Origin of the sequence: Oleidesulfovibrio alaskensis DSM 16109 (genome assembly GCF_000482745.1) — a bacterium.
Lineage (GTDB): Bacteria > Desulfobacterota > Desulfovibrionia > Desulfovibrionales > Desulfovibrionaceae > Oleidesulfovibrio > Oleidesulfovibrio alaskensis.
This window is the reverse complement of the sequence record NZ_AXWQ01000006.1, coordinates 217,384-243,737: the sequence shown is the minus strand read 5'-3', so window position 1 is coordinate 243,737 and position 26,354 is coordinate 217,384. Positions and strand designations below refer to the sequence as shown.

The 26,354-nt window shown below is 59.2% G+C and carries 20 protein-coding genes; 13 read left to right on the top strand and 7 right to left on the bottom strand.

Annotation, left to right across the window (positions count from 1 at the left end):
- Positions 1-7 precede the first annotated feature (7 nt).
- Positions 8-1,375 (top strand): amidohydrolase, encoded by a 1,368-nt coding sequence (locus tag H586_RS0106175; protein ID WP_027181592.1) that lies wholly within the window; start codon positions 8-10, stop codon positions 1,373-1,375.
- A 76-nt stretch (positions 1,376-1,451) separates the two neighbouring features.
- Here H586_RS0106175 and H586_RS0106170 read toward each other — a convergent pair whose 3' ends face one another.
- Complete coding sequence (locus H586_RS0106170; RefSeq protein WP_027181591.1) at positions 1,452-3,869, bottom strand: methyl-accepting chemotaxis protein; 2,418 nt, start codon at positions 3,867-3,869, stop codon at positions 1,452-1,454.
- A gap of 171 nt (positions 3,870-4,040) precedes the next feature.
- Entirely contained in the window at positions 4,041-4,616 is a 576-nt protein-coding gene (gene msrB / locus H586_RS0106165; protein ID WP_027181590.1) for a peptide-methionine (R)-S-oxide reductase MsrB, read from the bottom strand.
- Positions 4,617-4,995: 379 nt separating this feature from the next.
- Here msrB and H586_RS0106155 point away from each other — a divergent pair, with 379 nt between their 5' ends.
- From H586_RS0106155 to moaA, 4 genes are read left to right on the top strand one after another with little or no spacing between them, the layout of a single operon-like run.
- A complete protein-coding gene (locus tag H586_RS0106155; RefSeq protein ID WP_027181589.1) occupies positions 4,996-5,877 on the top strand; it encodes a formate dehydrogenase accessory protein FdhE in 882 nt (293 codons plus the stop codon).
- A gap of 2 nt (positions 5,878-5,879) precedes the next feature.
- A complete protein-coding gene (locus H586_RS0106150) occupies positions 5,880-6,599 on the top strand; it encodes a formate dehydrogenase accessory sulfurtransferase FdhD (RefSeq protein ID WP_011366790.1) in 720 nt (239 codons plus the stop codon).
- A complete protein-coding gene (locus tag H586_RS0106145; RefSeq protein ID WP_011366791.1) occupies positions 6,599-7,225 on the top strand; it encodes a molybdenum cofactor guanylyltransferase in 627 nt (208 codons plus the stop codon). Before H586_RS0106150 ends, H586_RS0106145 begins: the two co-directional genes overlap by 1 nt.
- Complete coding sequence (gene moaA, locus H586_RS0106140; protein WP_155891348.1) at positions 7,222-8,283, top strand: GTP 3',8-cyclase MoaA; 1,062 nt, start codon at positions 7,222-7,224, stop codon at positions 8,281-8,283. The genes H586_RS0106145 and moaA overlap by 4 nt, the downstream gene beginning before the upstream one ends.
- Positions 8,284-8,323: 40 nt before the next feature.
- Here the strand turns inward: moaA and H586_RS0106135 are convergent, their stop codons facing one another.
- The 3 genes from H586_RS0106135 to H586_RS0106125 all read right to left on the bottom strand — a co-directional run bounded on the left by H586_RS0106135 (position 8,324) and on the right by H586_RS0106125 (position 12,652).
- On the bottom strand, positions 8,324-9,046 hold the full coding sequence (locus H586_RS0106135) for a response regulator (RefSeq protein ID WP_011366793.1): 723 nt from the start codon (positions 9,044-9,046) through the stop codon (positions 8,324-8,326).
- A gap of 154 nt (positions 9,047-9,200) precedes the next feature.
- Positions 9,201-11,309 (bottom strand): ATP-binding protein, encoded by a 2,109-nt coding sequence (locus tag H586_RS0106130; protein WP_011366794.1) that lies wholly within the window; start codon positions 11,307-11,309, stop codon positions 9,201-9,203.
- Positions 11,306-12,652: an ABC transporter substrate-binding protein gene (locus H586_RS0106125; protein WP_051363888.1), complete on the bottom strand. Its 1,347-nt coding sequence runs from the start codon at positions 12,650-12,652 to the stop codon at positions 11,306-11,308. Before H586_RS0106125 ends, H586_RS0106130 begins: the two co-directional genes overlap by 4 nt.
- 291 nt (positions 12,653-12,943) lie before the next feature.
- Between H586_RS0106125 and H586_RS18355 the strand changes: the two genes are divergently transcribed.
- The 6 genes from H586_RS18355 to H586_RS0106080 all read left to right on the top strand — a co-directional run bounded on the left by H586_RS18355 (position 12,944) and on the right by H586_RS0106080 (position 19,798).
- A complete protein-coding gene (locus H586_RS18355; RefSeq protein WP_011366796.1) occupies positions 12,944-13,549 on the top strand; it encodes a TlpA disulfide reductase family protein in 606 nt (201 codons plus the stop codon).
- Positions 13,550-13,606: 57 nt separating this feature from the next.
- Positions 13,607-14,530: a transposase gene (locus tag H586_RS0106110; protein WP_011366797.1), complete on the top strand. Its 924-nt coding sequence runs from the start codon at positions 13,607-13,609 to the stop codon at positions 14,528-14,530.
- A 213-nt stretch (positions 14,531-14,743) separates the two neighbouring features.
- Positions 14,744-14,971, top strand: a complete 228-nt coding sequence (locus tag H586_RS0106105) for a hypothetical protein (protein WP_148204107.1) — start codon at positions 14,744-14,746, stop codon at positions 14,969-14,971.
- Between the two features lie 25 nt (positions 14,972-14,996).
- On the top strand, positions 14,997-18,017 hold the full coding sequence (gene fdnG / locus H586_RS0106095) for a formate dehydrogenase-N subunit alpha (RefSeq protein WP_011366799.1): 3,021 nt from the start codon (positions 14,997-14,999) through the stop codon (positions 18,015-18,017).
- Between the two features lie 12 nt (positions 18,018-18,029).
- Entirely contained in the window at positions 18,030-18,743 is a 714-nt protein-coding gene (locus tag H586_RS0106090) for a 4Fe-4S dicluster domain-containing protein (protein ID WP_011366800.1), read from the top strand.
- Positions 18,744-19,024: 281 nt separating this feature from the next.
- Positions 19,025-19,798: a molybdopterin-guanine dinucleotide biosynthesis protein MobB gene (locus H586_RS0106080; protein ID WP_081701776.1), complete on the top strand. Its 774-nt coding sequence runs from the start codon at positions 19,025-19,027 to the stop codon at positions 19,796-19,798.
- A 258-nt stretch (positions 19,799-20,056) separates the two neighbouring features.
- Here H586_RS0106080 and H586_RS0106070 read toward each other — a convergent pair whose 3' ends face one another.
- Complete coding sequence (locus H586_RS0106070; protein ID WP_011366802.1) at positions 20,057-20,389, bottom strand: STAS domain-containing protein; 333 nt, start codon at positions 20,387-20,389, stop codon at positions 20,057-20,059.
- Entirely contained in the window at positions 20,386-23,043 is a 2,658-nt protein-coding gene (locus tag H586_RS0106065) for a SpoIIE family protein phosphatase (RefSeq protein WP_027181582.1), read from the bottom strand. The genes H586_RS0106070 and H586_RS0106065 overlap by 4 nt, the downstream gene beginning before the upstream one ends.
- Positions 23,044-23,208: 165 nt before the next feature.
- Between H586_RS0106065 and H586_RS0106060 the strand changes: the two genes are divergently transcribed.
- Entirely contained in the window at positions 23,209-25,713 is a 2,505-nt protein-coding gene (locus H586_RS0106060) for an ABC transporter transmembrane domain-containing protein (RefSeq protein WP_027181581.1), read from the top strand.
- Positions 25,688-26,209, top strand: coding sequence for a cyclic nucleotide-binding domain-containing protein (locus H586_RS0106055; RefSeq protein ID WP_011366805.1), 522 nt, complete (start codon positions 25,688-25,690; stop codon positions 26,207-26,209). Before H586_RS0106060 ends, H586_RS0106055 begins: the two co-directional genes overlap by 26 nt.
- Positions 26,210-26,354 lie beyond the last annotated feature (145 nt).

Genomic DNA, 26,354 nt, shown 5'->3' with positions numbered 1-26,354 from the left:
AAACGTCATGGGTACCATTCTTCTCCGCAATGCGACTATTCTTTCCATGGATTCGGAACGCCGTGTTTTTGAAAACGGCGATGTGCTGGTCAGAGACGACCGTATAGCCGCTGTGGGGGCAGTTGACCCCGCAGAGGCGGATCAGGCGGACGAGGTGGTGGACCTGACAGGGCGCATGGTGCTGCCCGGTCTGGTTAACACGCATGTGCACACATCGCAGCAGCTTGAGCGAGGTCTTGCGGATGACGTGGATCTGCTTACCTGGCTGCACGACCGTACATGGCCCTTTGAAAGTGCACTTACAGAGGAAGACCAGTACCTTTCGACCCTTGCCTGCGGTTGCGAACTTATCCGCTCGGGCGTGACCACGTTTGCAGAGGCGGGCGGGCAGCATATGGACGCCACCGGCCGCGCTGTGGAAAATCTGGGGCTGCGCGCCCGTCTGTGCATTTCAAGCATGGACTGCGGCGAAGGGCTGCCTGAAGGGTGGGTGCGCCCCATACAGGAGGTGCTGGCAGAGCAGAAGGGATTGTATGACCGCTGGCACGGCAAGGCCGGCGGCCGTATCGGAGTATGGTTCGGCCTGCGTACCATTTTCAACTGCTCCGATGAACTGATTGTGGCCACCAAGGATATGGCAGACACCCTGCAGACCGGTGTGCATATGCATGTGGCCGAAATTCAGGAAGAAGTCCGTTTTGCCCGGCAGACCCGCGGTGCCTCGACAGTGGAACATCTGGGTGCGCTGGGCGCGCTGGGACCCAATCTGCTGGCCGTGCATCATGTATGGCTTACCGCAAAAGAAGTGGACCTGCTGGCGCTGCATGATGTGAAAACATCGCACAACGCCGCTGCCGCCATGCGGTATCTGGGCTTTGCTCCGGTGCCGGAAATGCTGCGCAAGGGCGTGGCCGTCTCCATAGGCACGGACGGGGCACCCAGCAACAACCATATGGACATGATGAGTGAAATGTACCTTGTTTCGCTGATCCATAAAGGACGGCACCTTGACCCGTGTGCCGTAACGGCGGACAAGGTGCTTGAAATGGCCACCGTCATGGGGGCCCGCTGTATGCTGATGGATGATTCCGTAGGCTCGCTGAGCGAAGGCATGAAGGCCGACCTGATGGTGGTGAATCCGCGCGACTTCGGGTCATTGCCGGTGCACGACCCTGTGTCGGCGCTGGTGGGCGCCATGTATTCCGCCAATGTGGAATCGTCCATGTGTGACGGCCGCTGGCTGATGCGTGACAGAAAGGTGCTGACCGTGGATATGGAAGGGCTGCTGGACGAAATACAGTCCAGAGCCGATGCCGTGCGCAGACGGGCCGGTATTGAGCTGCCGCCCCGTTTTCCCGTGGTCAGAGTGCGGTAGTTTTTTGCACGGAATAAACCGGCCGGTGCATGCACCGGCCGGTTTTTTATTCAGTTTGCGCAGCGTGTTGCCGGAGTCAGCTTTTGGACAGCATATCCAGCTGAGAAGCCAGTTCCGAAAGGCTGTGGACGGAGTTTGAGGATTCGCCCATGCGTTCGGCCACTTCGTTGGCAATATGATTCACCTCGTCCATGGCGCTGCGTATCTGTTCGCTTGCCGCCGACTGTTCCTCGGCGGCAGTGGCAATGGCGTCCACTTGCGATGAGGAAAGGTTGACCAGCTCCACTATTTTGTTCAGAGCGGCACCTGACTGTTCCGCAAGCTGCGAGGCATTGCCCACCATTTCCGTGGTGGTGTCCACATTTCTGATGGATTCCTGTGCACCGTCCTGAATGGCGCTGATGGCGTCGCCCACTTCGTGGGTAGCGCTCATGGTTTTTTCGGCCAGTTTGCGCACCTCGTCCGCCACCACGGCAAACCCGCGTCCGGCGTCACCCGCGCGGGCTGCTTCAATGGCTGCATTGAGTGCCAGCAGGTTTGTCTGGTCCGCTATGTCGCGTATGACAGTCATTACCTGTCCTATGCCTTCCGCCCGCGAGCCGAGGTTCTGCATTACTTCCTTAAGTGCCGCCGTCTGTTGCTGCACGCGCAGTATGGCATTGACAGATTCACCCACTATTCTGGCTCCTTCCAGTGCCTGATCGCGGGTATCGGCTGTCTGCTGCGCGGCGGCGGAAGCGTTTCTGGCCACCTCCATCACCGTGGCGTTCATCTGCTCCATGGCCGTTGCGGTTTCGGTTACGCGCTGCTGCTGGGTCAGTATGCCGGAATTGATCTGCTCGAATTCACCGGAAAGCTGGTGCGTGGTGTCCGTAACCTGTGAAGCCGCTTCGCGTGTGGCCTCATTCACTTTGCTGATGCGTGCGAGCTGTTCTTCGATGGCGTTTTGCGAATGCACAAGGTCGGTCACGTTGGAGGCCACTTCCACATAGCCCATCTTGCGTCCCTGCGCGTCACGCAGCACATCGGCAGAAGGCTTGACGTACAGCGTCTGACCGTCGCGGTCTATGGACATGATGTCGGCCTTTACCGGCCCGTTGACTTTCTTGGCCATTTCAATGGGACACCGTTCCGTCTGGCAGACTTCGGTGCTGAACTGGTCATGGCAGTTGCAGTCTTTCAGCTTGTTCGTGTCCAGTCCCAGAAAGTCCTGCGTGGCTTTGTTGGCCATGATGATGTTGTATTCTTCATCCACGGCGAAAATGGGATCAGGTACCGTATTGAGCACGTCCACATAGCGCTGCATGTCGGTCATCATCAGTCCCAGCTTGTTCATCAGGGTGTTGAACCAGCGGGCAAGGTCGCCTATTTCGTCTTTCTGGCTGTCGTGCAGCCGGTCGTCAAAATTGGCCCTGTCTTCTGCAATGTCTTTTATTTTATCAACCATAAGGCTGACAGGGCGGATGATGAACCGGCGCAGCAGTATGAACGAAGCCACTGCGGGAAGAACCAGAATGACAGCCAGTGCGGCGGCCAGCATGTTGGAGGAGTATGCCTTTATGGCGACGAATTCGGAAAGATCGAGAGCGCATACCAGCACGCCAACCTGTTGGCCGCGGTAGTCGCGCACAGGGTGCGTGGCCAGAGCCTGTGTGCCGTGGCGTCTGACGGCAAGTCCTGTTTTGCCCTCTTCGAGCAGCTGCGTGTCAACATCTTCCAGCAGTGCGGCGTTGTCGTGCCCGCTTACCAGCACAAAGCTGTCTCCGGTCAGCGGATACTTCTGCGGATCGTTGAGAGAACGGGCCACGGAAAGCTGGTCTTTGTTCATGAACAGAGAAAGGCTGGTGCCATGGCCGGAACTTGCTTCAAGAATGGGGTCGAAGGGCACCAGTGTTTCAACGGATCCCAGCGCTTTGCCGTCGGGCCCTTTGACCGGAGCCACCCCGCGCACCACAAAGCCGCCGCGTCCCAGCTCAATGCCCTGTACGGGGTTGCCGGTGCGGTTCACATCCAGCACGGTGTTGCGGAAGCTGCTGATATCGTCGGAAACATCAGTCCAGACTCCGTTGCGCTGCACTTGTTTTTTACGCCACAGGCGTACCAGACTGCGGCCGTTGGGCAGGTGGTAGTGCAGCTGCATTTTGCGGCCTGTGCTGTTTTCGTACCCTGCCAGTGCGGGTGCCATGGATTTGCGCAGCATGTCGCGGGCAGCCTGCCCCTGCGGCGAATTTTCGTCGTTTATGTTGCCGCTGTGGGCCAGCTGAAAGGCTGCTATGACTTCCGGCTGGCGGCTGAAGGCCGCTGCCAGAGCCAGCGCCGATGTTCCGGCCGTGTCGATGCCTGAATCAACGGCGTGAAAGACATCCGTCACCATGGAGGAGACGAATTTTTCCTGCATGCGCTCAAACGAAGAACTGATGACGGTGTAACTGGCGACACCGAGGGCCAGCACGATAACTATCTGGGGGAGGGACAACTTCCAGCCGAGCTTCATATGAAATCCTTGCAGATGGTTGAGCCTGTAAAAGGCAATATGAAGGTATCTGGGCGGCCCGCCGGCGCCACATGGGATCTTTGCACTTTTCTGCCATGTAAAGACTAATGAAACCCGACTGCACTTTTGATTATTTTCTGCCCCGAAATCAAAAGTGAATTTCTAACGGTCTCATTGGTCGAAAAGGTACCGGAATTCTCCATAGCCCTCCTTGTCAAGTGCGTCTGCCGGTATGAACCTGAGCGCTGCAGAGTTGATGCAGTAGCGCAGGCCCGTGGGAGGCGGTCCGTCGCTGAAAACATGCCCCAGATGCGAATCGGCCAGTCTGCCGCGTACTTCCGTACGGGTGAAGAACAGGCCGCGGTCTTCTTTTTCCACAATGTGTCCGGCTGCAAGCGGCTGGTAAAAGCTGGGCCACCCTGTACCGGAATCGTACTTGTGGGTCGAACTGAACAAAGGTTCTCCGGAAACTATATCCACGTAAATTCCGGGTTGTTTGTTATCCCAGTATTCGTTTTTAAACGGCGGTTCTGTTTCGTCATGCTGCGTTACTGCAAACTGCAGAGGACTCAGCTTTGCCTTCAGTTCTTCTTTGTCCGGCAGGGTGCTGCCGTGCCATGTTTTTCCGCTGACGGCCGGTGTGTTCTGCGGTGTATGTGCACCTGACTGCGCAGCGGAACAGGTAACGAATGACAAATAACTGAACACAGCGGCAAAACCAAGTAAAAGTATATAGTTTGGTTTCATTTTGTTTCTCCTGCTGTTGTATTGTGCAATGGAGGCTGCTGATTCTGTGCTGCCGGACGCATATGCTGACTGTGCAACAGTACTTTTGCAGTATGTTATACAGCTAGGAACAAGCAGGGGGAAGTCAATTGCCGTATGCGGCTGCCGGCTGCCGCTTTTGTGTTTTTTACAATAGAATAAACCCGTATTTTGCGCCAAGATAGGATATGGCCGGAAGCCGGAAAGCCGCGGCCCTGTGCCGCGGGCGTTTTGTCAGGATCGCAGCGCTGTGCAAGACCGAACGCAGGAAGCGTGGTGTTGTTTACGGTGCCGCTACGTGCCACATGTTGTTCACGGCCGCCTGTGCGGCCACAGACTACCAGAGATACAAGGACTGCTCATGAATTTTGATCTGGAAAAGGAACGCCGCGGGTTGGATCGCAAACTGGAAGCATTGCGGAAAAAAGAATTCATTCCCGCCGCGTTACTGGATATTGTAGCCAGAACCGCGCAACTGCAGCTTGAAGCACGGGCCAAAGTGCAGGTGACGCTGCCCGCCGGACTTACTGCGGCCGATACCCACGCACAGGGTGCCCCCCTGCTGCCGCGTGAACATTTTCCCTATGACAAGGCGGTCACCGCCGAAACGTTCGGTAAACTGCTGGCGCTGATGGCCGCATCGGGCGGATCCATGGCGGCAGGGGCGCAGGCGCTGCACAAGGCGCTTGAGGCCCGTGAGTTTTCGCTGGAAGAAGCCTGCAGTGCCCTGCTGCAGGACGACCAGCTGTTTTTTGCCGACTGGAGCGCCCGCATGCCGGAAGCTCCCAGCTTTGTGCGGTTTCTCGTGCAGGGCAGCATGGTACCTTCGCTTATGGCCGTTTCCGACCTGCTGGCGCAGCAGCGTGACACTGCGTCCGTGTGGGCGCACGGGCACTGTCCGCATTGCGGTTCCATGCCGCTTGTGGCCTCGCTTAAGCAGAAAGAGGGCTTCCGCTATCTTACCTGCTCGCTGTGCCGCCACGAATACAGAGCCAAAAGACTGCAGTGTCCTTTCTGCGGCGAAGACGACCACAAAAAGCTCGAATACTTCAAGGCAGAGGGTGAACCGGGGTTTGAGGTGCATGTGTGCCGCAGCTGCCACTGCTACCTGAAAACATCGGATTTCCGCGAGATGGACCGGCAGTCCGTTCCTGTGCTGGATGATCTGGAATCGCTGGCACTGGATATCCTTGCCCGTGAACAGGGCTTTGTCCGGCCGACCCAGTCTGCATGGGGGTTCTGATCATGTCGGGCACAGATGGCGGGGCTGTGCCCCGCAATGTGGGGGTGCGCCGCTACAGCGACGGCAGCTGGCACATGGTGGACGATGTTCTGAGCCGTGAAGTGCCGGTGAGCGTGCGTGTGGACGGCGGAGAACGGCACATGCTGTGGGCATGGCCCGAAAACCTGCACGATCTGGCGGCAGGCCATGCCCTGCTGGATATGGGGCTGTGCGGGGCGGCCGTGAAGGTGCAGCAGGTGGAAGAGTTTTCGTTCCTTGTCTCTGCATCGGGTGAACAGCGGTGTCCGGCAGATGCCGATGCGGGAACCCTTGACGCGCAGTCGCTGATGACGTGCATGGGTGACTTTATGGGCGCCGCCGGGCTGTGGGACGGCACGGGCTGTTTTCACCGTGCCGGAGTGCTGGATGCCGCCAGCCGCACCGTGCTGCACCGTGCGGAAGATATCGGCAGGCACAATTGTATCGACAGGCTGGCCGGCTGGGCTGCCCGGAAAAACGTCTGTCCTTCCGGTCTGGTCATGCTGGTCTCCGCGCGGGTTACGGCAAGCCTGTGCGCCAAGGCCATGCGTGCAGGATTCCGGTTCATCGTCAGCCGGTCGGCCGTTACCACGGCCTCGGTGGACATGGCGGCTTCGGCCGGTGTCACGCTGGTCGGTTTTGCCCGCGACAGGGAGCGGCGTTTCACCGTGTTTACCGATGCCGCAGCACGGGTGCTTGACTGATGAGCGCGCCGCACGCTGCCGTATCGGCGCCCGTGGGAGTGGTGCTTGCCGGCGGGCTGAGTGCGCGCATGGGCAGTGATAAGCGGGGCGTGCGGTTGTTCGGCGACAGCGAGCCGGACCTGCTGACGCGCAGTGCGGCACTGCTGGAGCAGGTGACCGGCGAGGTATGGATAAGCGTGCGCGACGGGCTGCCGCTGACGGGCGGCTACCTGCGGTTGCGTGACGAAGAGGAAGGCATGGGACCGCTGGGAGGCATAATGACCGCGCTGCGCGCCGCACAGGATGCCGTGCTGGTGCTGTCGTGCGATCTGCCTTTTATGGAAAGGCCCGTGCTGGAAAAGCTGCTTGCCGCACGGGCACAGCGGCCCGCAGGGACGCTTATGACCACGTTTGTACAGCAGGAGACAGGCTATATCGAGGCTTTGGTGGCGGTATACGAATTCGGCGCACTGGAATGGTTCCGCCGCGCTGCGGAGCGCGGGGTTTACAAAGTGAGCCGGGTGGTGCCACAAGAGTTGCAGCATCGCGTCGCATACTCGCGGGAGGAATCCCTGCCCTTTTTCAATGTGAATTATCCGGCGGATCTGGAAATGGCCCGCCGCGTCATACGGGCACTGACAACATGAGCACCTTGCATCACGCTTTTTCCGGCAATGTGCCGCAGGCTGCCGGTCCGGCAGCGGCGGAACGGTTTTCCGACGAATACGGCAGGCAGGTGAGCTATCTGCGTCTTTCTGTCACAGACAGGTGTAATCTGCGCTGCATGTATTGCTGGACCTGTGACGGTCTTTCCTTCATTCCCCACGACAGCATACTTAAATATGAAGAAATGCTTCAGCTGGTGGACGCGGCCGTGGGCATGGGCGTGGAAAAGGTGCGCCTGACAGGCGGCGAACCGTTTGTCCGCAAGGATTTTCTGTTTCTTGTGGAATCGCTGGTCAGGCGGCATCCTTCGCTGGATGTGCGCATAACCACAAATGCCACGCTGCTGGCGGGCAAAGTGGCTGCTCTGCGTGATCTGGGTGTGCGGTATGTGAATATTTCGCTGGATACGTTCGAGCGCGAACGGTTCCGCCGTGTGGCGGGGCGCGATATGCTGCGCCATGTGCGTCGGGCGCTGGATGAAGTGCTGGAACACGGCATAGGGCTGAAGCTTAACGCAGTGGCCCTGCGCGGCTTCAATGACGATGAACTGCCTGTTTTTCTTAATTTTGCGCGGCGTAATGCCGTGGACGTGCGGTTTATCGAGTTTATGCCCATGGGCGGCTGCACACGCTGGTCGCAGGAAAATTTCTGGCCTGCATCCGACATTCTGGAAACAGCCCGCAGACACGCGGATCTGACGCCGGTGGAAGGGCGCAGCAGACGCAGCGGGCCTGCCCGTTTGTACAGCATCGAAGGCGGCAAAGGGCGTTTCGGCCTTATCACGCCGCTTTCAGACCACTTCTGCAAATCGTGCAACAGACTGCGCATAACACCTGACGGCAGGCTGCGCACCTGTCTTTTTTCCGACAAGGAATACCGTCTGCGGCCGCTTATCCGCCATCCCCGTCTGGGAATGTCCGCCGTGATGAAGGTCATGCGGCTGGCCGCGCAACGCAAACCGCTGGGCTACAGGATGCTGGAACAGCTGCATGCCGACGGTTCCGTGGCGGAAAAGCGCATGTCCGCCATCGGCGGTTGATGCAGCAGCACCGGATTCAGCCGTCTGCGGTGTGCCTGTATCAGCAGGCGGAAGCCGCCGCGTGTTCCAGTGCTTCGGGCAGGCAGTCAAACGTGCGGGCATGTGCCAGCACTCCCATGGCGTCGAATACATGGCGGAAGCTTTCGGACAGGCCGGAGATGATGACCGGCGCGCCGGAACCCGACGCGGAGCGGATGGCGTCTGCCAGTACGCTGATGGCTGCGCCGTTTATGGATGTGCTGGCCGCGAAATCCAGCACAACGCAACTGCCGGGCTGCGCCGCTTCCTGAAAAGCTTTACGCAGAGCGGCTTCTGATGCCGTGCCCAGTGTGCCGCGCAGCGTAATGACCACAGCACCCCGCGCCTGTGACAGTGTCAGCGGGTGTCCGTTTTCCTCTCTCAGACTCAGGCGCTCCTGCGCCCTTGCCAGAGCCTGATCCAGTGATTCGCGTCTGATGGGTTTGTTGATGAAGTCCGTGGCATCAAGATTCAGTGCCCGCAGGGCAAGCTCCATGTCGCCGTGCCCCGTGATGACGATGACTTCGGTGGCGGGGGCCTGTTCCTTGATGAGGCGCAGCACTTCCATGCCGTCCATGCCGGGCATGCGGATATCCGTCAGCACCAGCGGCGGTTGCCGCCTGCGGAACTCTGCCAGTCCCCGTTCACCGGAATCTGCCGTGAACACCTCGTGCCCGTACGCTCCGAGCAGCAGCGAAAACATTTTCAGGGTGGGGGCTTCGTCGTCTATTACCAGTATACGCACGCGGTTTTCTCCGTATTGCGCACCTGCCGGTCTTTGCCTCCGGTACGCCAGTGTGTGTCTGCCACAGGCTGTTGCCGCCGGAGCGTCCCTCCGGCTTGGGTCATGAGGTAGCTTTTTTTTGCCTTGCGGGCAAACAGGGCGCGCTTACGCTTTGTTATGCACCGTTTTCCGGTGTGTCACGTTCTGTCTGTGTGCCGCCGCGGGCCGTTGCCGCCCTGGATGTATGGGTTGCTCCGCGGGGGTCGTGCACGGGAAAACCCAGATGAAAAGTTGTGCCTTCTCCTGTTTTGCTTTCCGCACGTATCTGCCCGCCGTAATCGCGTACTATGCCGTAGCTTATGGCCAGCCCCAGCCCCATGCCCTGTCCTGTGGCCTTGGTGGTGAAAAACGGCTCGAAAACCTTGTCGCGCATGGCTTCGGGAAAGCCGCAGCCGTTGTCGCTGAATGAAAGAACCACCTGCTGTTCCGCTGCACGCGATGTGATGACAATGCGTCCGTCGGTGGGTTTTTCCTGCGAGCGCCGGCGTTCCTGAATGGCGTCGCGCGCGTTGGATATGAGGTTGAAAAAAACCTGCTGCAGACGGTTGTCATGTGCCTGTACGGGCGGCAGGTTTTCCTGCAGGTCCAGCAGGATGGTGATGTTCTGCAGCTGAAACTGCCTTTCGGCCAGCGAAACAACGGCACGCACCGGAGCATTGATGTCGATGGGGGCAGCCAGAAAATCCGCCTTGCGGCTGAACGAGCGCAGGGTGTTGATGATTTCCGTGGCCCTGTCCACCTGAGCGCCTATTTCTTCCAGCACTTCGCGTGCATGACCGGCGGAAATGCATATGTGACCTTCGTTGTTCTGCGGCAGCGATGAAAAAACCATGGCAAGATAATCGCTGCCCATGCGTATGGCGTTCAGCGGCTGGTTGAGTTCATGCGCCACGCCGGCACTCATTTCACCCAGTGATTTCATTTTGGATGCCTGTACCAGCTGGGCATCCTTTTCCATCATGTCGGTGATGTCGGTGGTGGCCACTATGATGGCCGGTCTGCCCCTGTATCCTATGGGACAGGCATGCATGTTTACATAAAACGGAACCTTGCCTTTGCGGTAGTGCACAACCTTGCTGAAATACAGACACCCTGTGGCCGATTCCGCTTCGCCGCCCTGCTCGAACACGGCCAGACATTCCCTGTTGGGGTCGGGGCCGACTTCCAGAAACGATGTACCGGTCAATTCCCCCCGTCCGTAGCCGTATACTTCTTCGGCTCTGGGGTTGGCGTCCAGTATGGTGTGGCTGGTGCAGTCCACCACAAATATGGGGTCCGGACCGCTGTCGAACAGTGACCGGTATTTGCCTTCCGATTCCTGCAGCCGCTGCCGGTACAGCTTGATGGACCAGACCATGTTGCGGAATGAGTCAGTGAGCTGCAGCACCTCATCGCCTTTGCGTTTGCGGTAAAAAACGCAAGTCTTGCAGCGGTGCAGTGATTCCGGCGACATGTGGCTTTTCATCTGCTCGTCAAAATGCCAGCACGGCAGGTCCGTATCGTCATAGGCAGGGCAGTCGGTTATGGTCCAGCCGGAGCCGGCGCCGTCCAACGTGCCCGCAGACTGGAAATTACCCCGCGAAAGATCGTCGGAAATGCGGGTAAGCTGCACCACGGGCGCGGTGATGTACCGTGACAGCCTGTGACTGATAAGAAAAATGATCACGATGACTGCGGAGATGAATCCGAGAAAAGTGATGCGCAGTTTGCCCACAAGGCGGTCGATGTGATCTTTGCTGAGCCCCACGTGGACGGTACCGATACGGTACAGCCCCTCGTAGATGGGTACGGCGATGTCGTAGGCCGGTTCGCCGTGCACCGATACCACTTTCACACTGCGGCTGACTCCTGCAGGCAGGGGATTTGCTCCGGCAAGCTGGGGGGGCAGCGGACGTACCAGCGTGTGCCCCAGCACGGTGTTGTCTTTGTCCTGCACAAAGATATAGGCCACCAGCTGCTGGCGTTCGCGCAGCTGGGCTTCGTCAAATATCAGGTTCAGCAGCTGCGGCCGGTCGTTGTCCAGAATATGGCTTGCACCGCGGGCTGCAACGCTGTGGGCCACGGCCGTACCCCGCAGTTCCAGTTCGGTGGTCAGGCTGGATACCAGAATCCAGCGTGCCAGCAGCGCAATGGTGCCGCTGATGATCATGATGACCGCGAGAATGGAAAAAAAGAATTTGTTCTGCAGGCTCAGCGCCGAAAATTTTTCCAGCAGGCGGTTCATGACTGTGCTCCGCGGGCATTGTGCTGCCGGGCCGTGTCCGGTGCCGATGCGGCCGGCCGCCCGCCGGCAGGGGGCAGCAGGTCCTTTACCGGAGCAAAGTCCTTGATGAGCACAAACTCACCGTTGCGCAGCAGGGTGAAGTAAACCTGATCCATGCCCTGATGGTCCGTATTGCTGAATGTTACGCGGCTGCGTCCGCCCAGCGGAAACGCATGCAGCGATTCCACGGCGTCGATGAACGATTCGCGCGTCAGTCCGCGTCCGGCAAGGCGCAGCGCTTCAACCAGCACGCGCGCGTTGACATATCCTTCCAGCCCGATGATGGAGGGCGTGTCCTGCGGATAATAGCGGCGCATGAGTTCGGTGTATTGCCGTGCGTCGGCCATGAGTTCCGGTGTCTGCGGGGCGGACGGGGGAGGGACGACCTGTGACATGGTCACGGGATTGCGGTGGTCGCCGTGCAGCAGGCGGGCCAGTTCTTCGGCACCGGCAAATGAAAGCGTGTGGAACACGGCGCGCATGCCGGCATCTGCGGCCATGCGGATGAAACGGGCGCACGGCTCGTAGGTTCCCACCATGACAACTGCCTGAGGATCAGCAGCCAGTATGCGGTTCAGTCCTTCTTTCACATCCAGTGTGCCCCGCTGGTATGATCCGCGTGCCACCGGCGCAAGCCCCAGCTCACGCAGGGCCAGTTCCGTACCCGTAAGTCCGTCAAAACCGTAATCGTCGTACTGGTAGAACACGGCTATGCGCGTAAAGCCGAGATCCTGTACCAGATGCCGCACCGCGGCTTCCGTTTCCTGATAATACGAGGCGCGCACATTGATGACATAGCGGCTGAACGGATGGCGCAGTCTGTTGGCTCCTGTGAACATGCCCAGCAGCGGGATGCGGGCCTCTTCGATAAGCGGCAGCACACGCACGGTGGTGGGGGTGCCCACATAGCAGAACAGGCCGAACACATCGCCTTCTATGAGCAGGTTCTGGGTGTTGGCAAGACAGCGGGGCGGGTCGTACCCGTCGTCCCGTACATCAAGAACAATGCGTCGCCCGTGTATGCCACCGTTTTCATTTATGTATTTAATATAGCTGAGTGCGCCGCGCATGGTCTGTATGCCCAGATAGCTGGCATGGCCGGTAAGGGGCAGCGATGAGCCGAACCGTATTTCCGTGTCAGAGATGCCTGTGCGGGAGCGGCTTTCTTGCGCGGTATCCCGCGTGCGGTCGCAGCCTGCCGCAGGCAGCAGCACCAGCAGCACAGTCAGTACAAAGGACAATGCGCCGCGGACGCGGGTGTTGTGCGGGCGGGATACAGAGGACAGGGCCGGAAAAAACGTCACGGGACCTCCGCGGAAAGTATGGCGTTGGCGGGCGCGGCATCTGCTGACGGCAGCGTCTGCGGCATATGTGCCACACCGGCGGTCAGGGGCGGGCACTGCGTATGCGGACAGACTTACCCCGCCTTGCGGCTTCAGGGCAAGGGGCCGCTTGCTGCGGCTGCGGCGTCGGGTGTTTGGTACAATGCAGACACCTGATGCATTGCCAGAGGCCGCGCGGGCAGGTACTCTGTGGTATATGTGCGGGCCAAATTCTTTACCGGTGCCCCGTGCGCCGGTGCCGGAGGAGACAGCATGAAAATGTTTGCGCAGGCGGGCATGGCGGCCGGCGGCATCAGGGGTGTTTTTTTTCTTCATTTCGCACGCACAGGCGCGGTGCGCTGCTGCGTGCTGGCCGCCGTGCTGTGCTGTATGCTGGCCGGAGCCGCAGGCGTGCGGGCTGCGGAACCGTTTCCGGACATAACGCTGCCGCCGCACCCGCAGGCTGCTCAGCTGGGACTGCCCGGACATTCCTTCAGGCTGAGCGACACGACGGCGGATGTACTGCTGGTCAATGTGTACAGCTGGTTCTGCGGCCCGTGTCAGGCCGAGGCCCCGCGGCTGGCAGCGCTGGACAGGGAAATCAGACGGCAGGGGTTGAAGGACAGGGTGCTGCTCATAGGCATTGCGGCGGGTGACGGGCCCGACATGGTGGAGAGGTTCAGAGAAAAACACGCCATTCCTTTCGCGCTTTTTGCAGATCCGGATATGACACTGTATGCCGGACTGGGCGGATTGCCCGTACCTGCCATGCATGTGGTGCGGCGCACACCGCAGGGGCTTGTGCGCACCGAGCTGCATCTGGGCATGTTCGCGGAAGAACCGGCGGCGTTTCTGCGGCGTGTCGCGGCACTGCCGTAGCCGGCAGCGGTTGCTCCGTCGTTTGCTTTCGTGGCGTATTCTGTATAGATAACTGGAATGACTATTTCATCGCGTGAAGACCTGCTGCGCTCGGAAGATGCCGCGCTGGCGTACGTTCTGCGGGAATGCTGGCCGGGCGGCGGCCGGTTTTGTCCGCGCTGCGGCGAAAGCCGTCTGTACGACCTTGCCGGAGGCCGGTCGCGCTGTGCGCGGTGCAAGTATACTTTTCAGGACTTCAGCGGCCGCTGGATAAACAACGGGGGGCTTTCGCCGCTGACGTGGCTGCGTCTGGCCGATCTTTTCAGCCGTGAACCCACGGTGCATCAGATGGCCGTGGAGGCCGGGCTGTCGTATAACGCCACATACAAGGCCGTGACCACCATGCGTTTTGCCATTCTGGCGCATGCCACAGACGCCGTGCAGCTGCTGGGGCCGGAAACAGGACTGGGCAGTTTTCTGCGCAACCGCAAACTGACCGGTGACCCTGATTCAGGCGGACGCGGCACGGTGCCCGTGTTCGGCATTCTGGAACGTAACGGCTGGCTGTTTATCGACCTTGTATCGGGCATGTCGGCCGAAACAGTTTTTCATTTCAACCACAGCTTTCATCTGAAAGTGGAACGGGCGGGCAACCTTATATGGACTGACCGCTACCGGCACTATGATGCACTGGTTTTCTGCGGCGATGATTCGCTGCCGTATGAGTATCTGCGCAGGCATGACAGGCCTGTGGCGGTGGAATGCGGTACCGGATTCTGGGCATTTGCCGAAAAACGGCTGAAGCTGTTCAAGGGTATAACCCCCCGCCGTTTTCCGCTGTATCTCAAGGAACTGGAATTCAGGTATAACATGCGGCACAGCGATATTTTTCCGGTACTTGTGCGCTATCTGTGCGATTTTGTACCTGATATGAATCCGGAAGGGGCGGCGGAGACCGCAGCCGGTGCTGCCCGCGGGCATGCGGCGGGGTCACGGGGCTGATACCGTCCGCCGGTGCCGGACCGTGAGTATGATTCTGTTCTGCTATTATTAACATATTGAATTAGCATCCATTGAAGCCTGTCCTGTGTGCCAGAAGTCACACAAGACAGGCTTTTTTGTATTGTGCGGGGCTGTGCCGCTAGTATTTGCCCACAGGATAACGGAGCAGTGCCGGTGTGGGCCGGAATGCTCTGCAACAGGCAAGGTGACGGCATGGAAATTACCCGTTCAAGGCAAACCGCGATGCCGCCCGCTGAAGGTATTCCCTTTGCGGGACTCGGGCACAGTCTGGCTCCGGTCAGGCTGCGCGCGCGTCTGCTGGTGCCCGTGTATTCGGGTGCAGGCTGCAGGGGGGTGTCGGGCGTGCAGCGTCCCGTTGCGCGGCATCTTTACGGATTTGCGCTGCAGGTGCGGCTGGGACGCGAAATCAGAGGGCGATGACATGCGGCATCACAAAGGAGGCATGATGACAGTATCACGGAGAACTTTTATCAAGGCGGCAGCGGGTGCGGCCACCGCCACGGCATTTGCGGGGCTGGGGGTCAGCCTTTCGCCGGGTGTGGCGCGGGCACAGCTGCTCAAGCTTGAATGGGCACGGCAGAGCACATCGGTGTGCTGTTACTGTGCGGTGGGCTGCGGCCTTATCGTCCATACTTCCAAAGACGGACAGGGACGCGCCATCAACGTAGAGGGCGATCCCGACCATCCCATCAACGAAGGAGCCCTGTGCGCCAAGGGTGCTTCCATCTGGCAGCTGGCAGAAAACGACCGCCGCCCCGCAAGCCCCATGTACCGCGCGCCCTACAGCGATCACTGGCAGCCTGTATCGTGGGAGTGGGCACTGGAAAACATAGCTGCCCGCATCAAAAAGACCCGCGACGAATCTTTTATCACCCGCAATGAAAAAGGCGAACAGGTTAACAGAACCGACGTCATCGCCTCCGCCGGTTCCGCGGCGCTCGATAACGAAGAATGCTGGGTTTACCAGTCTTTTCTCAGATCTCTCGGCCTGGTGTACATAGAGCATCAGGCGCGAATCTGACACAGCGCAACTGTAGCGGCTCTGGCAGAGTCGTTCGGACGCGGTGCGATGACCAATCACTGGATCGACCTCAAGAACAGTGACTGCATACTTATAATGGGCAGCAACGCTGCCGAAAACCACCCCATTTCTTTCAAATGGGTGCTTAAGGCCAGAGACGCGGGCGCCACGCTGATTCATGTGGACCCCCGCTATACGCGTACCTCGGCGCGGTGCGACATGTACGCACCCATCCGGTCCGGTGCCGATATTCCTTTCCTCGGCGGCCTCATCAAGTACATTCTCGATAACAATCTCTATTTCCGCGAATACGTGGCCGAGTACACCAACGCTTCGTATATCGTGAGCGAGAAGTACAGCTTTGAAAACGGCTTCTTCAGCGGGTTTAATCCGGAAAAACGCAACTACGACAAGTCGCAGTGGGCGTTTGAAACCGATGCCGACGGCGTGCCCCTGCGCGACAAGACACTGCAGCACCCGCGCTGTGTGCTTAATCTGCTTAAAGAGCATTACGAGCGGTACACCGTGGACAAGGTGGTTGATATAACCGGCACTCCGCGCGAAGACCTGCTTGCCGTGTACAAGGCGTTTGCCGCCACCGGCAAAAAGGACAAAGCCGGCACCATCATGTATGCCATGGGCTGGACCCAGCATACCGTGGGTGTGCAGAATATCAGAGCCATGGCCATTATCCAGCTGCTGCTGGGCAACATCGGCGTGGCCGGCGGCGGGGTGAACGCACTGCGCGGAGAATCCAACGTGCAGGGTTCCACCGACCAGTGTCTGCTTGCGCACATCATTCCCGGTTATCTGGGTGTGCCCAAATCGGGCTGGCCCACACTGGCCGATTATAACAAAGCCAACACCCCGGTCAGCAAAGACCCCATGTCGGCCAACTGGTGGCAGAACAAGCCCAAGTATGTGGCCAGCCTGCTCAAGGCCATGTACCCCGCCGCATCGCTGGACAGCGCGTATGAATGGCTGCCCAAGGTGGATGCGCACAAGCCCATGACAGACTACTTCTGGCTGTCCATGTTTGAAAAGATGCACAAGGAGCAGTTCAAGGGCTTTTTCGCATGGGGCATGAACCCCGCCTGCGGCGGTGCCAACGCTAACAAAAACCGCGAAGCACTGGGTAAGCTGGACTGGCTGGTCAACGTCAATATCTTTGAAAACGAGACCAGTTCGTTCTGGAAAGGGCCGGGTATGAATCCTTCCGACATCAAGACGGAAGTATTCTTTCTGCCGTGCGCCGTCTCCATCGAAAAAGAAGGCTCGGTCACAAACTCCGGCCGCTGGATGCAGTGGCGTTATGCAGGGCCCAAGCCCTACGCCGGCAACAAGCCTGACGGTGACATCGTATATGAACTGATGGAAAAGGTGCGCCATCTGTACGGCAAGGAAGGCGGCGTATTCCCCGACCCCATCATGCATCTTAATCTGGACGACTGGCATACGGACCACGTCTTTGACCCGCATAAGGTGGCAAAGCTGATCAACGGTTACTTCCTGCGTGATGTGACCATAAAGGGCAAGACTTACAAAAAAGGTCAGCAGGTGCCCAGCTTTGCCTTTCTGCAGGATGACGGTTCCACCTGTTCGGGGAACTGGCTGTACTGCAATTCATACACGGACAAGGGCAACATGGCCGCCCGCCGTGACAAAACCCAGACGCCTGAACAGGCAAACATCGGTCTGTATCCCAACTGGGCGTGGTGCTGGCCCGTCAACCGCCGCATTCTGTACAACCGTGCATCGGTGGATACCAAGGGCACCCCGTGGGCACCCGGAAAAGCGGTCATCGCGTGGAACGGCAAAGGCTGGACAGGCGACGTGCCCGACGGCGGATGGGAACCCGGAACAAAGCATCCGTTCATCATGCGCAAGCATGGCGCGGGGCAGATATTCGGTCCCGGACGCGAGGAAGGCCCCTTCCCCGAGCACTACGAGCCTCTGGAATGTCCGGTGAAGGACAACCCGTTCTCGCCGCAGCTGCACAACCCCACGGCGTACACCATAGCCGGAGAAGCTGCAGCCGTGTGCGATCCCCGGTATCCTTTTGTGGGCACCACATATCGCGTTACCGAGCACTGGCAGACCGGACTGATGACCCGTTATCAGCCCTGGCTTATTGAAGCCGAACCGCAGCTTTTTGTGGAAATAAGCGAAGAGCTGGCCCGGCTGCGCGGCATAGAGGGCGGCGAAAAAGTGCGTGTGTCCAGTCTGCGCGGGCAGCTGGAGTGCGTGGCCATAGTCACCAAACGCATCAAGCCCTTTGTCGTGCAGGGCAACGACATCCACCTTGTGGGGCTGCCGTGGCATTATGGCTGGATAACCCCTAAAAACGGCGGTGATGCGGCAAACCTGCTCACGCCGTCAGTGGGCGACCCCAATACCGGCATTCCCGAAACCAAGGCGTTCATGGTCGACGTCCGCAAGCTGTAAGGAGGCTGAAAAATGGGAAAGGCGTTCTTTGTTGATCTTACCCGCTGCACAGCCTGCCGCGGATGTCAGATAGCCTGCAAGCAGTGGCATAAGCTGCCTGCCGAAGAAACCGTGAACTGGGGTTCGCATCAGAATCCCAGAGACCTGAGCTTCATATCGTACCGGCTGGTACGGTTCACCGAGGTTGTAAAGGACGGCAAACTTGACTGGCTGTTTTTTCCGGAACAGTGCCGTCACTGCTTTGAACCGCCCTGCATGTATCAGGCAATGATTGATGACGAGCGGGCCATCCTGCGCGACGAAACCACGGGCGCGGTTATTTTTACCCGCCATACCAAAAACGTGGATGCCGCAGGAGTGCGTGCCGCATGCCCTTACGATATTCCCCGTGTGGATGAGGTAAGCGGTGTCATGTCCAAGTGCGACATGTGTCTGGACAGGGTGCATAACGGCATGAAGCCTGCCTGTGTGACTTCGTGCCCCACAGGTACCATGAACTTCGGTGACGAGGAGGAAATGCGCGAACTGGCCGAGGCCCGTCTGGCAGAAGTGCAGGGGCGCTACCCCGACGCGGTGCTGGGTGACCCCGACGACGTTCGTGTCATCTACCTCTTCCAGCAGGACCCCATGGCCTACTTTGACAAGGCTGTGGCCGAGCTTGGCCCTTCGCTGATGAACCGCAAACAGATGTTTGCCCGTCTGATGGGCCGCAAGGCACGTACCTGATAACCGGCTTCTGCCGCACCGCCCGCAGGATGGTGCGGCAGACGCTGCCTATACACGGCGGCGGGCAGACAGCCCGCCGTGTCTGCCGCCGCTTCCGGCCGGGCGTCCGGAGGCGGCGTTTTTCTGTGCGGGGCGCCGGGCCGTTTGCGGCGGGTACGCAGGAAAGACTGCGCGGTCCTTTTGCTCAGGCGCGGTGCTGAGCGTATGGCGCGCATCGGGCGGTATCTTTCATTTGCGGCCGCAGGGATGTATGGTCACCTGCAAGCACAGTAACAGGCCGGATTACGCCACATGCTCCGTGCGCATTTGCGTGCGGAAGACGGAGAAGATCAATGAAGGCAATCGGTATCGTGGGATTCAAGAATTCGGGGAAGACAACCCTTACGGGATTGCTGGCCGACGCGCTGGAAGCTGCCGGACATACGGTGGCCATTGCCAAGTTCACGCATCATCAGCTGGACAAGGCCGACAGGGATACCTCGCGGCTGATGAAACCCGGCCGTGTGGTGGCCGGACTGGGGTCTGACGAGGCTGCGGTATTCTGGAGCGGCAAGCGGTATCTGCAGGATATGCTTCCGCTGCTTTCAGCCGATGTTCTGCTGGTGGAAGGGGGCAAAAGTCTGGGCTGGCTGCCGCGTATAGTCTGCCCGCGCGATGCCGCCGAGATGGAGGAACTGAGCGCGGGGCTGGCCGTGGCGGCGTGGGACCACACCGGTCTGGTGGCGTTGCCCGCAGAAGCCGTACCCGTTTTCGGTACGCACTCTGTGGCGCAGCTGGCACAGCTGGTTGTGGAACGCGGTTTTACCCTTCCGGGACTGGACTGCGGTGCCTGCGGCGAAGAAGACTGTGCAGGGCTGGCACGGCGCATTGTGGCCGGTAAGGCGCATTCCGGCGACTGCAAAAGTCTGGATGATGATTTTTCGGTTACGGTGGGCGGTGTGCCGCTGGGCATGAATCCTTTTGTGGCGCGTATCGTTTCCGGCGCCATCAGCGGCATGCTGCGCGAGTTGAAAGGCTATGCGCCGGGACCGGTGGAAATCCGCATCAAAGGATGATGCCGCAGGGACCGCTGGCCGTCATGCCGGCGGCGTACTGCGCAAGACCATGCCTGCAGGCAGTGCCGCTGCGGCAGCAGTGCATGGTCAGGCCGGATAACGGGCGCACGCACATGGCATGCGCCCGGTTCCGCAGACCGCTTTGTGTCTGATGTCTCCGGCCTGTTCCGGTATCCGAAAGCAATCCGAAGGCAATCGGGCAGCATTTCGGCAGATATTGGCAGCACGTTGACGCCGGTGTGGCAGAAGCGTGGCGTCCTACAGCGAGCCTAGGGCGGCATCACGGGTTTCATACATGCCGAACAGCTTGTCGTAGCCCGATATCTCGAACACTTCCTGAATATAGTCGCGTGCGCAGCATATGGTCACTGTTCCGCCTGCCGGGTGCAGGCGCTGATAGGCCATCACCAGCACACGCAGGCCCGAGCTGTTAATATAGTCCAGATCCTGAAAATCAAAGAGCAGGGTTCTGGCCCCGGCGGAAAGCAGTTCTTCAACGGTTTTTTCCAGCTGCTGCGTACCTTGTCCGTCCAGCCGTTCACGCATTTCCAGAATCGTCACGTTATCGTGCGTAATGGTGGTCAGCGTCATGCGTGGCTCCTTTCATCGTCATGCTTTGACCCGTTGTCGAGCCGTTTTCCCAGCACTATGATGTTGTTATCTTTTTTTCGTGTATAGCGGAAATCATCCATGTACTGTTTTACCAGATGAATGCCCAGCCCGCCTACGGGCTTTTTACGTTTTTCAAGCGGGACATTCAGTTCGGGCGGAGCGGCTTTGGTGCAGTTGAACGGATTGCCGTTGTCTTCCAGCCGTGCCCGCAGAAAACCGTCCTGCAGCCAGAACCATGCATCGACCCTGCGCTGTACGCCGTCGGCGGCGCCGTGTTCAAAAACATTGGTCACCAGTTCATCCACGGCCAGCGTAAAGGAAAAGCGTACCCGCCGCGAACAGGCGGTGCTGTCGCACAGTGTCTGCACGGCTTCCGCCAGCGCGGGAATATCCAGTGCCGAAGTCAGCCGCACATGCACGCTTGCTTCCTCAGGGGGAGTATCGCCCTGAGGCACCGCGGGGGCGGACTGCGTGCACCCGTGCTGCTGCGGTTTGAGGACAACCAGCGTCACATCATCCATGCGGGGGGCGTCCTGACAAAACGTGTCAACGGCGTCCAGCACGGCCTTGCTTATCTCGTGTGCGCACAGATGGGCGTGTCTGCGCAGCAGCTCCTGCAGCCGGTCCTTGCCGAACATTTCACCTTCTGCATTCACTGCTTCCCATATCCCGTCCGTACCTATCAGCACAACGGCGTTTTCGGGCAGGGTGGTTTCTTCTGCGTTGTACGTCGCATCGGGCACGACGCCCAGCGGCAGCCCGCAGCCCTGCAGCAGCGAAAAAACGTCCGTCGCCGGATCGTATACCATGGCCGGATCGTGCCCTGCGCGCACCCAGCGCACCTGCCGTGAGCGCTGGCGGATATCCAGCACGAAAAGGGTGATAAAGCGTCCTGTGCCGTTGACGTCGGCGGAAAGAATGGCATTGACCCTTTCCACACGGCGGGCGGTGCAGCACAGACTGTCTGCCTGCCCCCGCAGCAGCGAACGGCCTGTGGCCATGAGCAGGGCAGATGGCAGCCCGTGGCCGGAAACATCACCCAGCACTACGGAAAGCGCAGGCTCCTGTCCGTCCATCCATGTTATATAATCGTAATAATCGCCGCCGGTTTCGTCACAGTAGCGGGTGCGGCCGGAAATATCCCAGCCCTCGAAAGCAGGCGCTTCTGCGGGCAGCAGGCTGGACTGTACTTCATGAGCCACGTCCAGTGCCTGCTGGATTTGTATCTGTTTGCTCAGTTTGGGGCCCATTTCGTTGAATGCCTGAATCACCTCGTCACGTTCGTCTCCCAGACGGGCCGGAATATGAACTGACCAGTCTCCCTGAGACAGGCGGCGCGCGGCCTGCACGATGTCCAGCAGCGGTCTGGTGGTGGCGCGGGAGGCCAGCAGCGATATGACAAACGCTCCCAGCATGACGAGAATCAGCGACATGCTGACCACAAGATTCACGGCTTCGTCGCTTTCGGTCAGCATGTTGCTGATGGTGTCGGGCACTTCCTGTATGACGCTGCGCGGCGTGATGATGACAACCGTCAGCTGGTCGGTGATGGGGGCATAGGCCAGCAGTGACGGCTCGTCATTGAACTCCAGCTCCATGACATCCGCGTGCCGGTGGCTCATGCGGCTGCGCAGGTTGTCCAGAGTACGCCCCTCCGGCATGGGAAAAGGCGCTTCGCGCTGCATCATGCGCCACATCTGCCTGCCTTCCGCGTCGCGCAGCGTGCGCCCCACAACATTGATGGGAGCGTTTTCGCCTTCTGCCGGATCGCGGTAGACCAGCATCATCTCCAGGTCTTTGCTCCAGCTTGAAATGACGGAGTGAGCCTGCAGTCCCTCCTGCATCAGTATGTCCAGCCCCGCCACACCCAGCAGCCTGCCGTCCGCACCGCGCAGAGGAATGGAAATGGTCAGAGTAAGCCTGCCGGTGACGGCGTCGACCACGGGGGATGTCCATGTGATATCGTCGCGTTCGACGGCGGCCCGGTACCACGGGCGTTCGCGGGGATCATAGGCCGGCGGAATTTCGCCCAGTCCGGGGTATGTACCGCTCAGGCCGTCCTCCAGTCCCACGAACATACGGTAGATATAATCGCCGAACACACCGCGCACGTCACGCAGCACGGGCAGCAGACCGGCCAGACGGGCGGCACGCTGTTTCTGCCGTGCATCGGGGTTGCCGCCCGGCACATGAAACGACATGCTGCCGAAGCTTACCAGTCCGCTGGCAGTCTGCATCATCATGCCGCGCGGTTTGCCGGTGTACGAAGCAAATTCTTTAAGGTCCGGAGGAAACGGCAGCTCAGGGTCGAAGTCAGAAGAAAAGAGCACCGCGGTGTCATCGGCCGCGGCGGCCGCGGCCGGAGCGGGAACGGCGGCCAGCCGTTCGGCTTCGCGCTTGAGGGTGTATGCGATGACGCTGAGCGACTGGATGTCCTGCATCATGCCGGTGGCGTAGTTCCGCGCCATATTGAGCATGGCGGTGCTGGCACGCTCTGTCAGTTCGGCGCGTGTTTCGCGTATGACATTGCGTTCTATGTTATCTGCCAGCACGGCCACAAGTATGCTGACCACAAGCAGGGGCACAACACTGGCCCCCAGCAGGACAAAGAAAAATTTCCAGCGGATATTCATGACGGCTCCGGAAAAGAGTCTCGGGTTGCATCCCGCAGGCGCAGGCGGGACGTCCGGCGCATCGTTTTTTATAGCAGCCCTTGGAAGATTTAGAAAGTGCGGTTATGCTGGCATCCTGTGTCGTTGCACTCTCATGCTCCGGCCGCGTCCGGACTGCAGGTAGCCATGGTCACCAAACGCTCTCTGTATTACTGGGTGTTCAAGGGGAACGCCAGACTTCAGGCCCTGCTTGTGGCGGTTATTCTGGTGACGGTGGTCACCCGCATTCTGCCGCTGGAAATGCAGAAGCGCATCATCAATCAGGCCATCGGCATGCGTGATTTTGAGGCGCTGCTGTACTATTGCGGGCTGTATATAGCCGCCGTGGTCAGCGCCGGCGCATTGAAATACGTCATCAATCTGCTGCAGGGCTGGATAGGCAACCGTACGCTTGTGCGGCTGCGCCGGCGGCTTTACGAACACATTCTTTCTCTGCCTCTGCCTTTTTTCCGCAGAACATCACCCGGTCTGGTCATCTCAAGCGTCATGACAGAGCTTGAGTCCATGGCGGCGTTTGCCGGCAGCGCCGTTTCTGCTCCGGTGGTGAACATTCTTACATTCATCGGTTTTGCGGGGTATATGTTCTGGCTTAACCCGCTGCTGGCCGGACTGAGCATTGCTGTATACCCCGTGGAGATGCTGTTCATACCGTGGCTGCAGCGCAAGTATAATACGACCAACCGCCAGAGAACCGCCGCAGTGCGCGACATAAGCGGCAAGGTGGGCGAATTTGTATCGGGCATCAGCGAAGTGCACGGCAATGCTTCCGTCCCGCTGGAGGGAAGGCGCTTCGGCACGGCGCTTGAAGGATTGTTCCGTCTGGCTTTCCGTCTTCATGCACTTAAATTCGGCATTAAATTTGTCAATAATTTCTTTCAGTCGCTGGGACCGTTCATTCTGTTTCTCGTGGGGGGCTATCTGGCCATCAACGGGCGTTTCGATCTCGGGGCGCTGGTGGCGTTTCTTTCAGCGTATGAAAAGGTGTACGACCCCTGGAAGGAACTCATGGAATTTTATCAGCTGTGGCAGGATACGCAGGTACGCTACAGGCAGGTGATGGATTATTTTGACTACGAGCCGGAGGTGGCGGCGGCCCCGCAGGACAGGCCTCCCTTTGCGCTGACCGGCGATATAGTCATACGCGATGCGGTGTACGATGTGGGGGGCAACATCCGTCTGGTTGACGGCATCTCGCTGGATATCGCAGCGGGCGAGCATGTGGCTCTGGTGGGTTTTTCCGGCAGCGGCAAATCAACACTGGCACGGCTGGTGACGCAGCACTACAGGTACACGGCAGGCAGTGTGCGGCTGGACGGCCATGAAGTGAAAGATCTGACCCGGCTGGATGTGATGGCCAACATGGGGGTGGTGGCCCAGCAGCCGTTTATCTTTGACGGCACCATATACGAAAATCTTGTCTACGGGTGCGAGGCGCTGCAGGCGCAGCAGGTGCCGCAGGGGCATATGCCCGATCTGGACAACGTCATAGAGGTGCTGCAGCAGGTGGGGCTGTTTGCCGATGTGTTGCGGTTCAGCCTGCGGGCCGTGCTGGACAGCCATGCGGAGCAGCAGTTCCGCGACGGCATCATCCGCGGACGGGCACGGTTTGAAGAACTGCACGGGGCCGGGCTGACGCATGATATAGAGCGCTTTGATGAGAGCAGGTACATGATGTACGCCACCATGGCCGAGAATCTGCTCTTCGGCACACCGCTTTTTCCCGCATGGCAGGGCGGTGAACTGGCGGGCAACAGAATATTCCGCAGGCTGCTTGACGAGGCGGGGCTTACCGAGCCGTTGCTGCGGCTCGGGCACGATCTTATCGTGCGCACTGTGGGCATTATCGGATCAGCCGGTGCCGATGCGGAACTTTTTGCAAAAAGTCCCGTGCCGCAGGAATACTTTGACGAGGCTGCCCAGCTGGTGCGGCGGTTGCGCGACGTACGTGCTGACAGGCCGCTCTCCGCCCAGAGTGAGGCCGATGTGAAGGCGCTGCTGCGCGTGGCGCTGGGGTATCTGCCCGCGCGGCATAAAATTGTTCCGCTGCCCGGACATATCCTGCAGGTGGTGCCGTCGTTCCGCCGTGTTCTCCGCGAAGCCCTTGAGGCACTGCCGTCGCCGCCCGTGGCATTCTATTGCCGCGAAAGCTACCTTTTCGGCCAGTCTGTGCTGGACAACATAGTATACGGTCACGTGAAATCAGACAGCGCCGGAGCGGAGGAACGCATCTATCAGCGGGTCATGCAGCTGCTGATTGTGGAAGGCGTGCTGGAACAGATGCTGCGCGTGGGGCTTGATTTCCGCGTGGGCAGCATGGGTGACAGGCTTTCAGGCGGGCAGCAGCAGAAGGTGGCGCTGGCCCGTGCCTTTCTCAAGGAACCGCCGATACTTGTGCTGGATGAAGCCACTTCGGCTCTGGACAATGCGTCTCAGGCGCGTATCCAGAACCTGCTGGAGCGTAAATGGAAAGGCCGCAGCACTGTCATATCTGTGGTGCACCGGCTTGATACGCTCAGAGGATACGACCGCATAGCGGTGCTCAGGTCCGGCCGCATTGTCGAGCTGGGATCGTGGGATGAACTGATGGAACGCAAAGGGGCGTTGTATGGTCTTGTACACAGGGCAGGCTGATGCCGCCTGCTGCGAATACGATGCAGATGTGGAAATGCTGCGCGCCATACCTGTTTTCAGCGAACTGCCGCTGGATTTCCTACGTGCCTACGCCTATCTGTGCGAGCGGATTCGTTTTCAGGAAGGTGAGTATCTTTTCAGGCAGAACGAGCGTGACAGCAGGGCGTATCTGGTGGTCAGCGGCACGCTGGAGGCCGTGCGCGAAACAGACAGCGGGGTGTTGCCGTGCAGGCGGTACGGCAGCGGCGAATTTCTGGGTTCGCTGGCGCTGCTGGCTGAAACGCGCAGACTTTTTTCGCTGCGTGCGCTGGAACCTGCGGTATGTCTGGTTTTGCCGCGCAAAAAACTGCTGGTGGACATGCAGAGTTCTCCGGAAGTGGCTTCTCGTTTTTTGCAGGCATTGTGTCATGCCGTGGTAAACTGGGAAGAAGCCCTGCTGGAAGAAACCGAGTGCTGCGGAGAGCACACACCCAAGGTGGGCGTGAGCCTTATCTGACGGACAGAAAAAAAGTTTTATAAAAAAAGACTGTTCTTTTAAATCGTTACATAACATGCTCCGTTTTTTGTCTTTTCCCTTTCTCTGCCATTTAATTGTGAAAAAAAGAATTTTCTGAATAAGTGAATATAAGCGCGACACCTGT

Coding starts and splice junctions, on each gene's coding strand:
- H586_RS0106175 (WP_027181592.1), top strand. CDS start 8: ATGGGTACCATTCTTCTCCGCAATGCGACTATTCTTTCCATGGATTCG.
- H586_RS0106170 (WP_027181591.1), bottom strand. CDS start 3,869: ATGAAGCTCGGCTGGAAGTTGTCCCTCCCCCAGATAGTTATCGTGCTG.
- msrB (WP_027181590.1), bottom strand. CDS start 4,616: ATGAAACCAAACTATATACTTTTACTTGGTTTTGCCGCTGTGTTCAGT.
- H586_RS0106155 (WP_027181589.1), top strand. CDS start 4,996: ATGAATTTTGATCTGGAAAAGGAACGCCGCGGGTTGGATCGCAAACTG.
- H586_RS0106150 (WP_011366790.1), top strand. CDS start 5,880: ATGTCGGGCACAGATGGCGGGGCTGTGCCCCGCAATGTGGGGGTGCGC.
- H586_RS0106145 (WP_011366791.1), top strand. CDS start 6,599: ATGAGCGCGCCGCACGCTGCCGTATCGGCGCCCGTGGGAGTGGTGCTT.
- moaA (WP_155891348.1), top strand. CDS start 7,222: ATGAGCACCTTGCATCACGCTTTTTCCGGCAATGTGCCGCAGGCTGCC.
- H586_RS0106130 (WP_011366794.1), bottom strand. CDS start 11,309: ATGAACCGCCTGCTGGAAAAATTTTCGGCGCTGAGCCTGCAGAACAAA.
- H586_RS18355 (WP_011366796.1), top strand. CDS start 12,944: ATGAAAATGTTTGCGCAGGCGGGCATGGCGGCCGGCGGCATCAGGGGT.
- H586_RS0106110 (WP_011366797.1), top strand. CDS start 13,607: ATGACTATTTCATCGCGTGAAGACCTGCTGCGCTCGGAAGATGCCGCG.
- H586_RS0106105 (WP_148204107.1), top strand. CDS start 14,744: ATGGAAATTACCCGTTCAAGGCAAACCGCGATGCCGCCCGCTGAAGGT.
- H586_RS0106090 (WP_011366800.1), top strand. CDS start 18,030: ATGGGAAAGGCGTTCTTTGTTGATCTTACCCGCTGCACAGCCTGCCGC.
- H586_RS0106070 (WP_011366802.1), bottom strand. CDS start 20,389: ATGACGCTGACCACCATTACGCACGATAACGTGACGATTCTGGAAATG.
- H586_RS0106065 (WP_027181582.1), bottom strand. CDS start 23,043: ATGAATATCCGCTGGAAATTTTTCTTTGTCCTGCTGGGGGCCAGTGTT.
- H586_RS0106060 (WP_027181581.1), top strand. CDS start 23,209: ATGGTCACCAAACGCTCTCTGTATTACTGGGTGTTCAAGGGGAACGCC.
- H586_RS0106055 (WP_011366805.1), top strand. CDS start 25,688: ATGGTCTTGTACACAGGGCAGGCTGATGCCGCCTGCTGCGAATACGAT.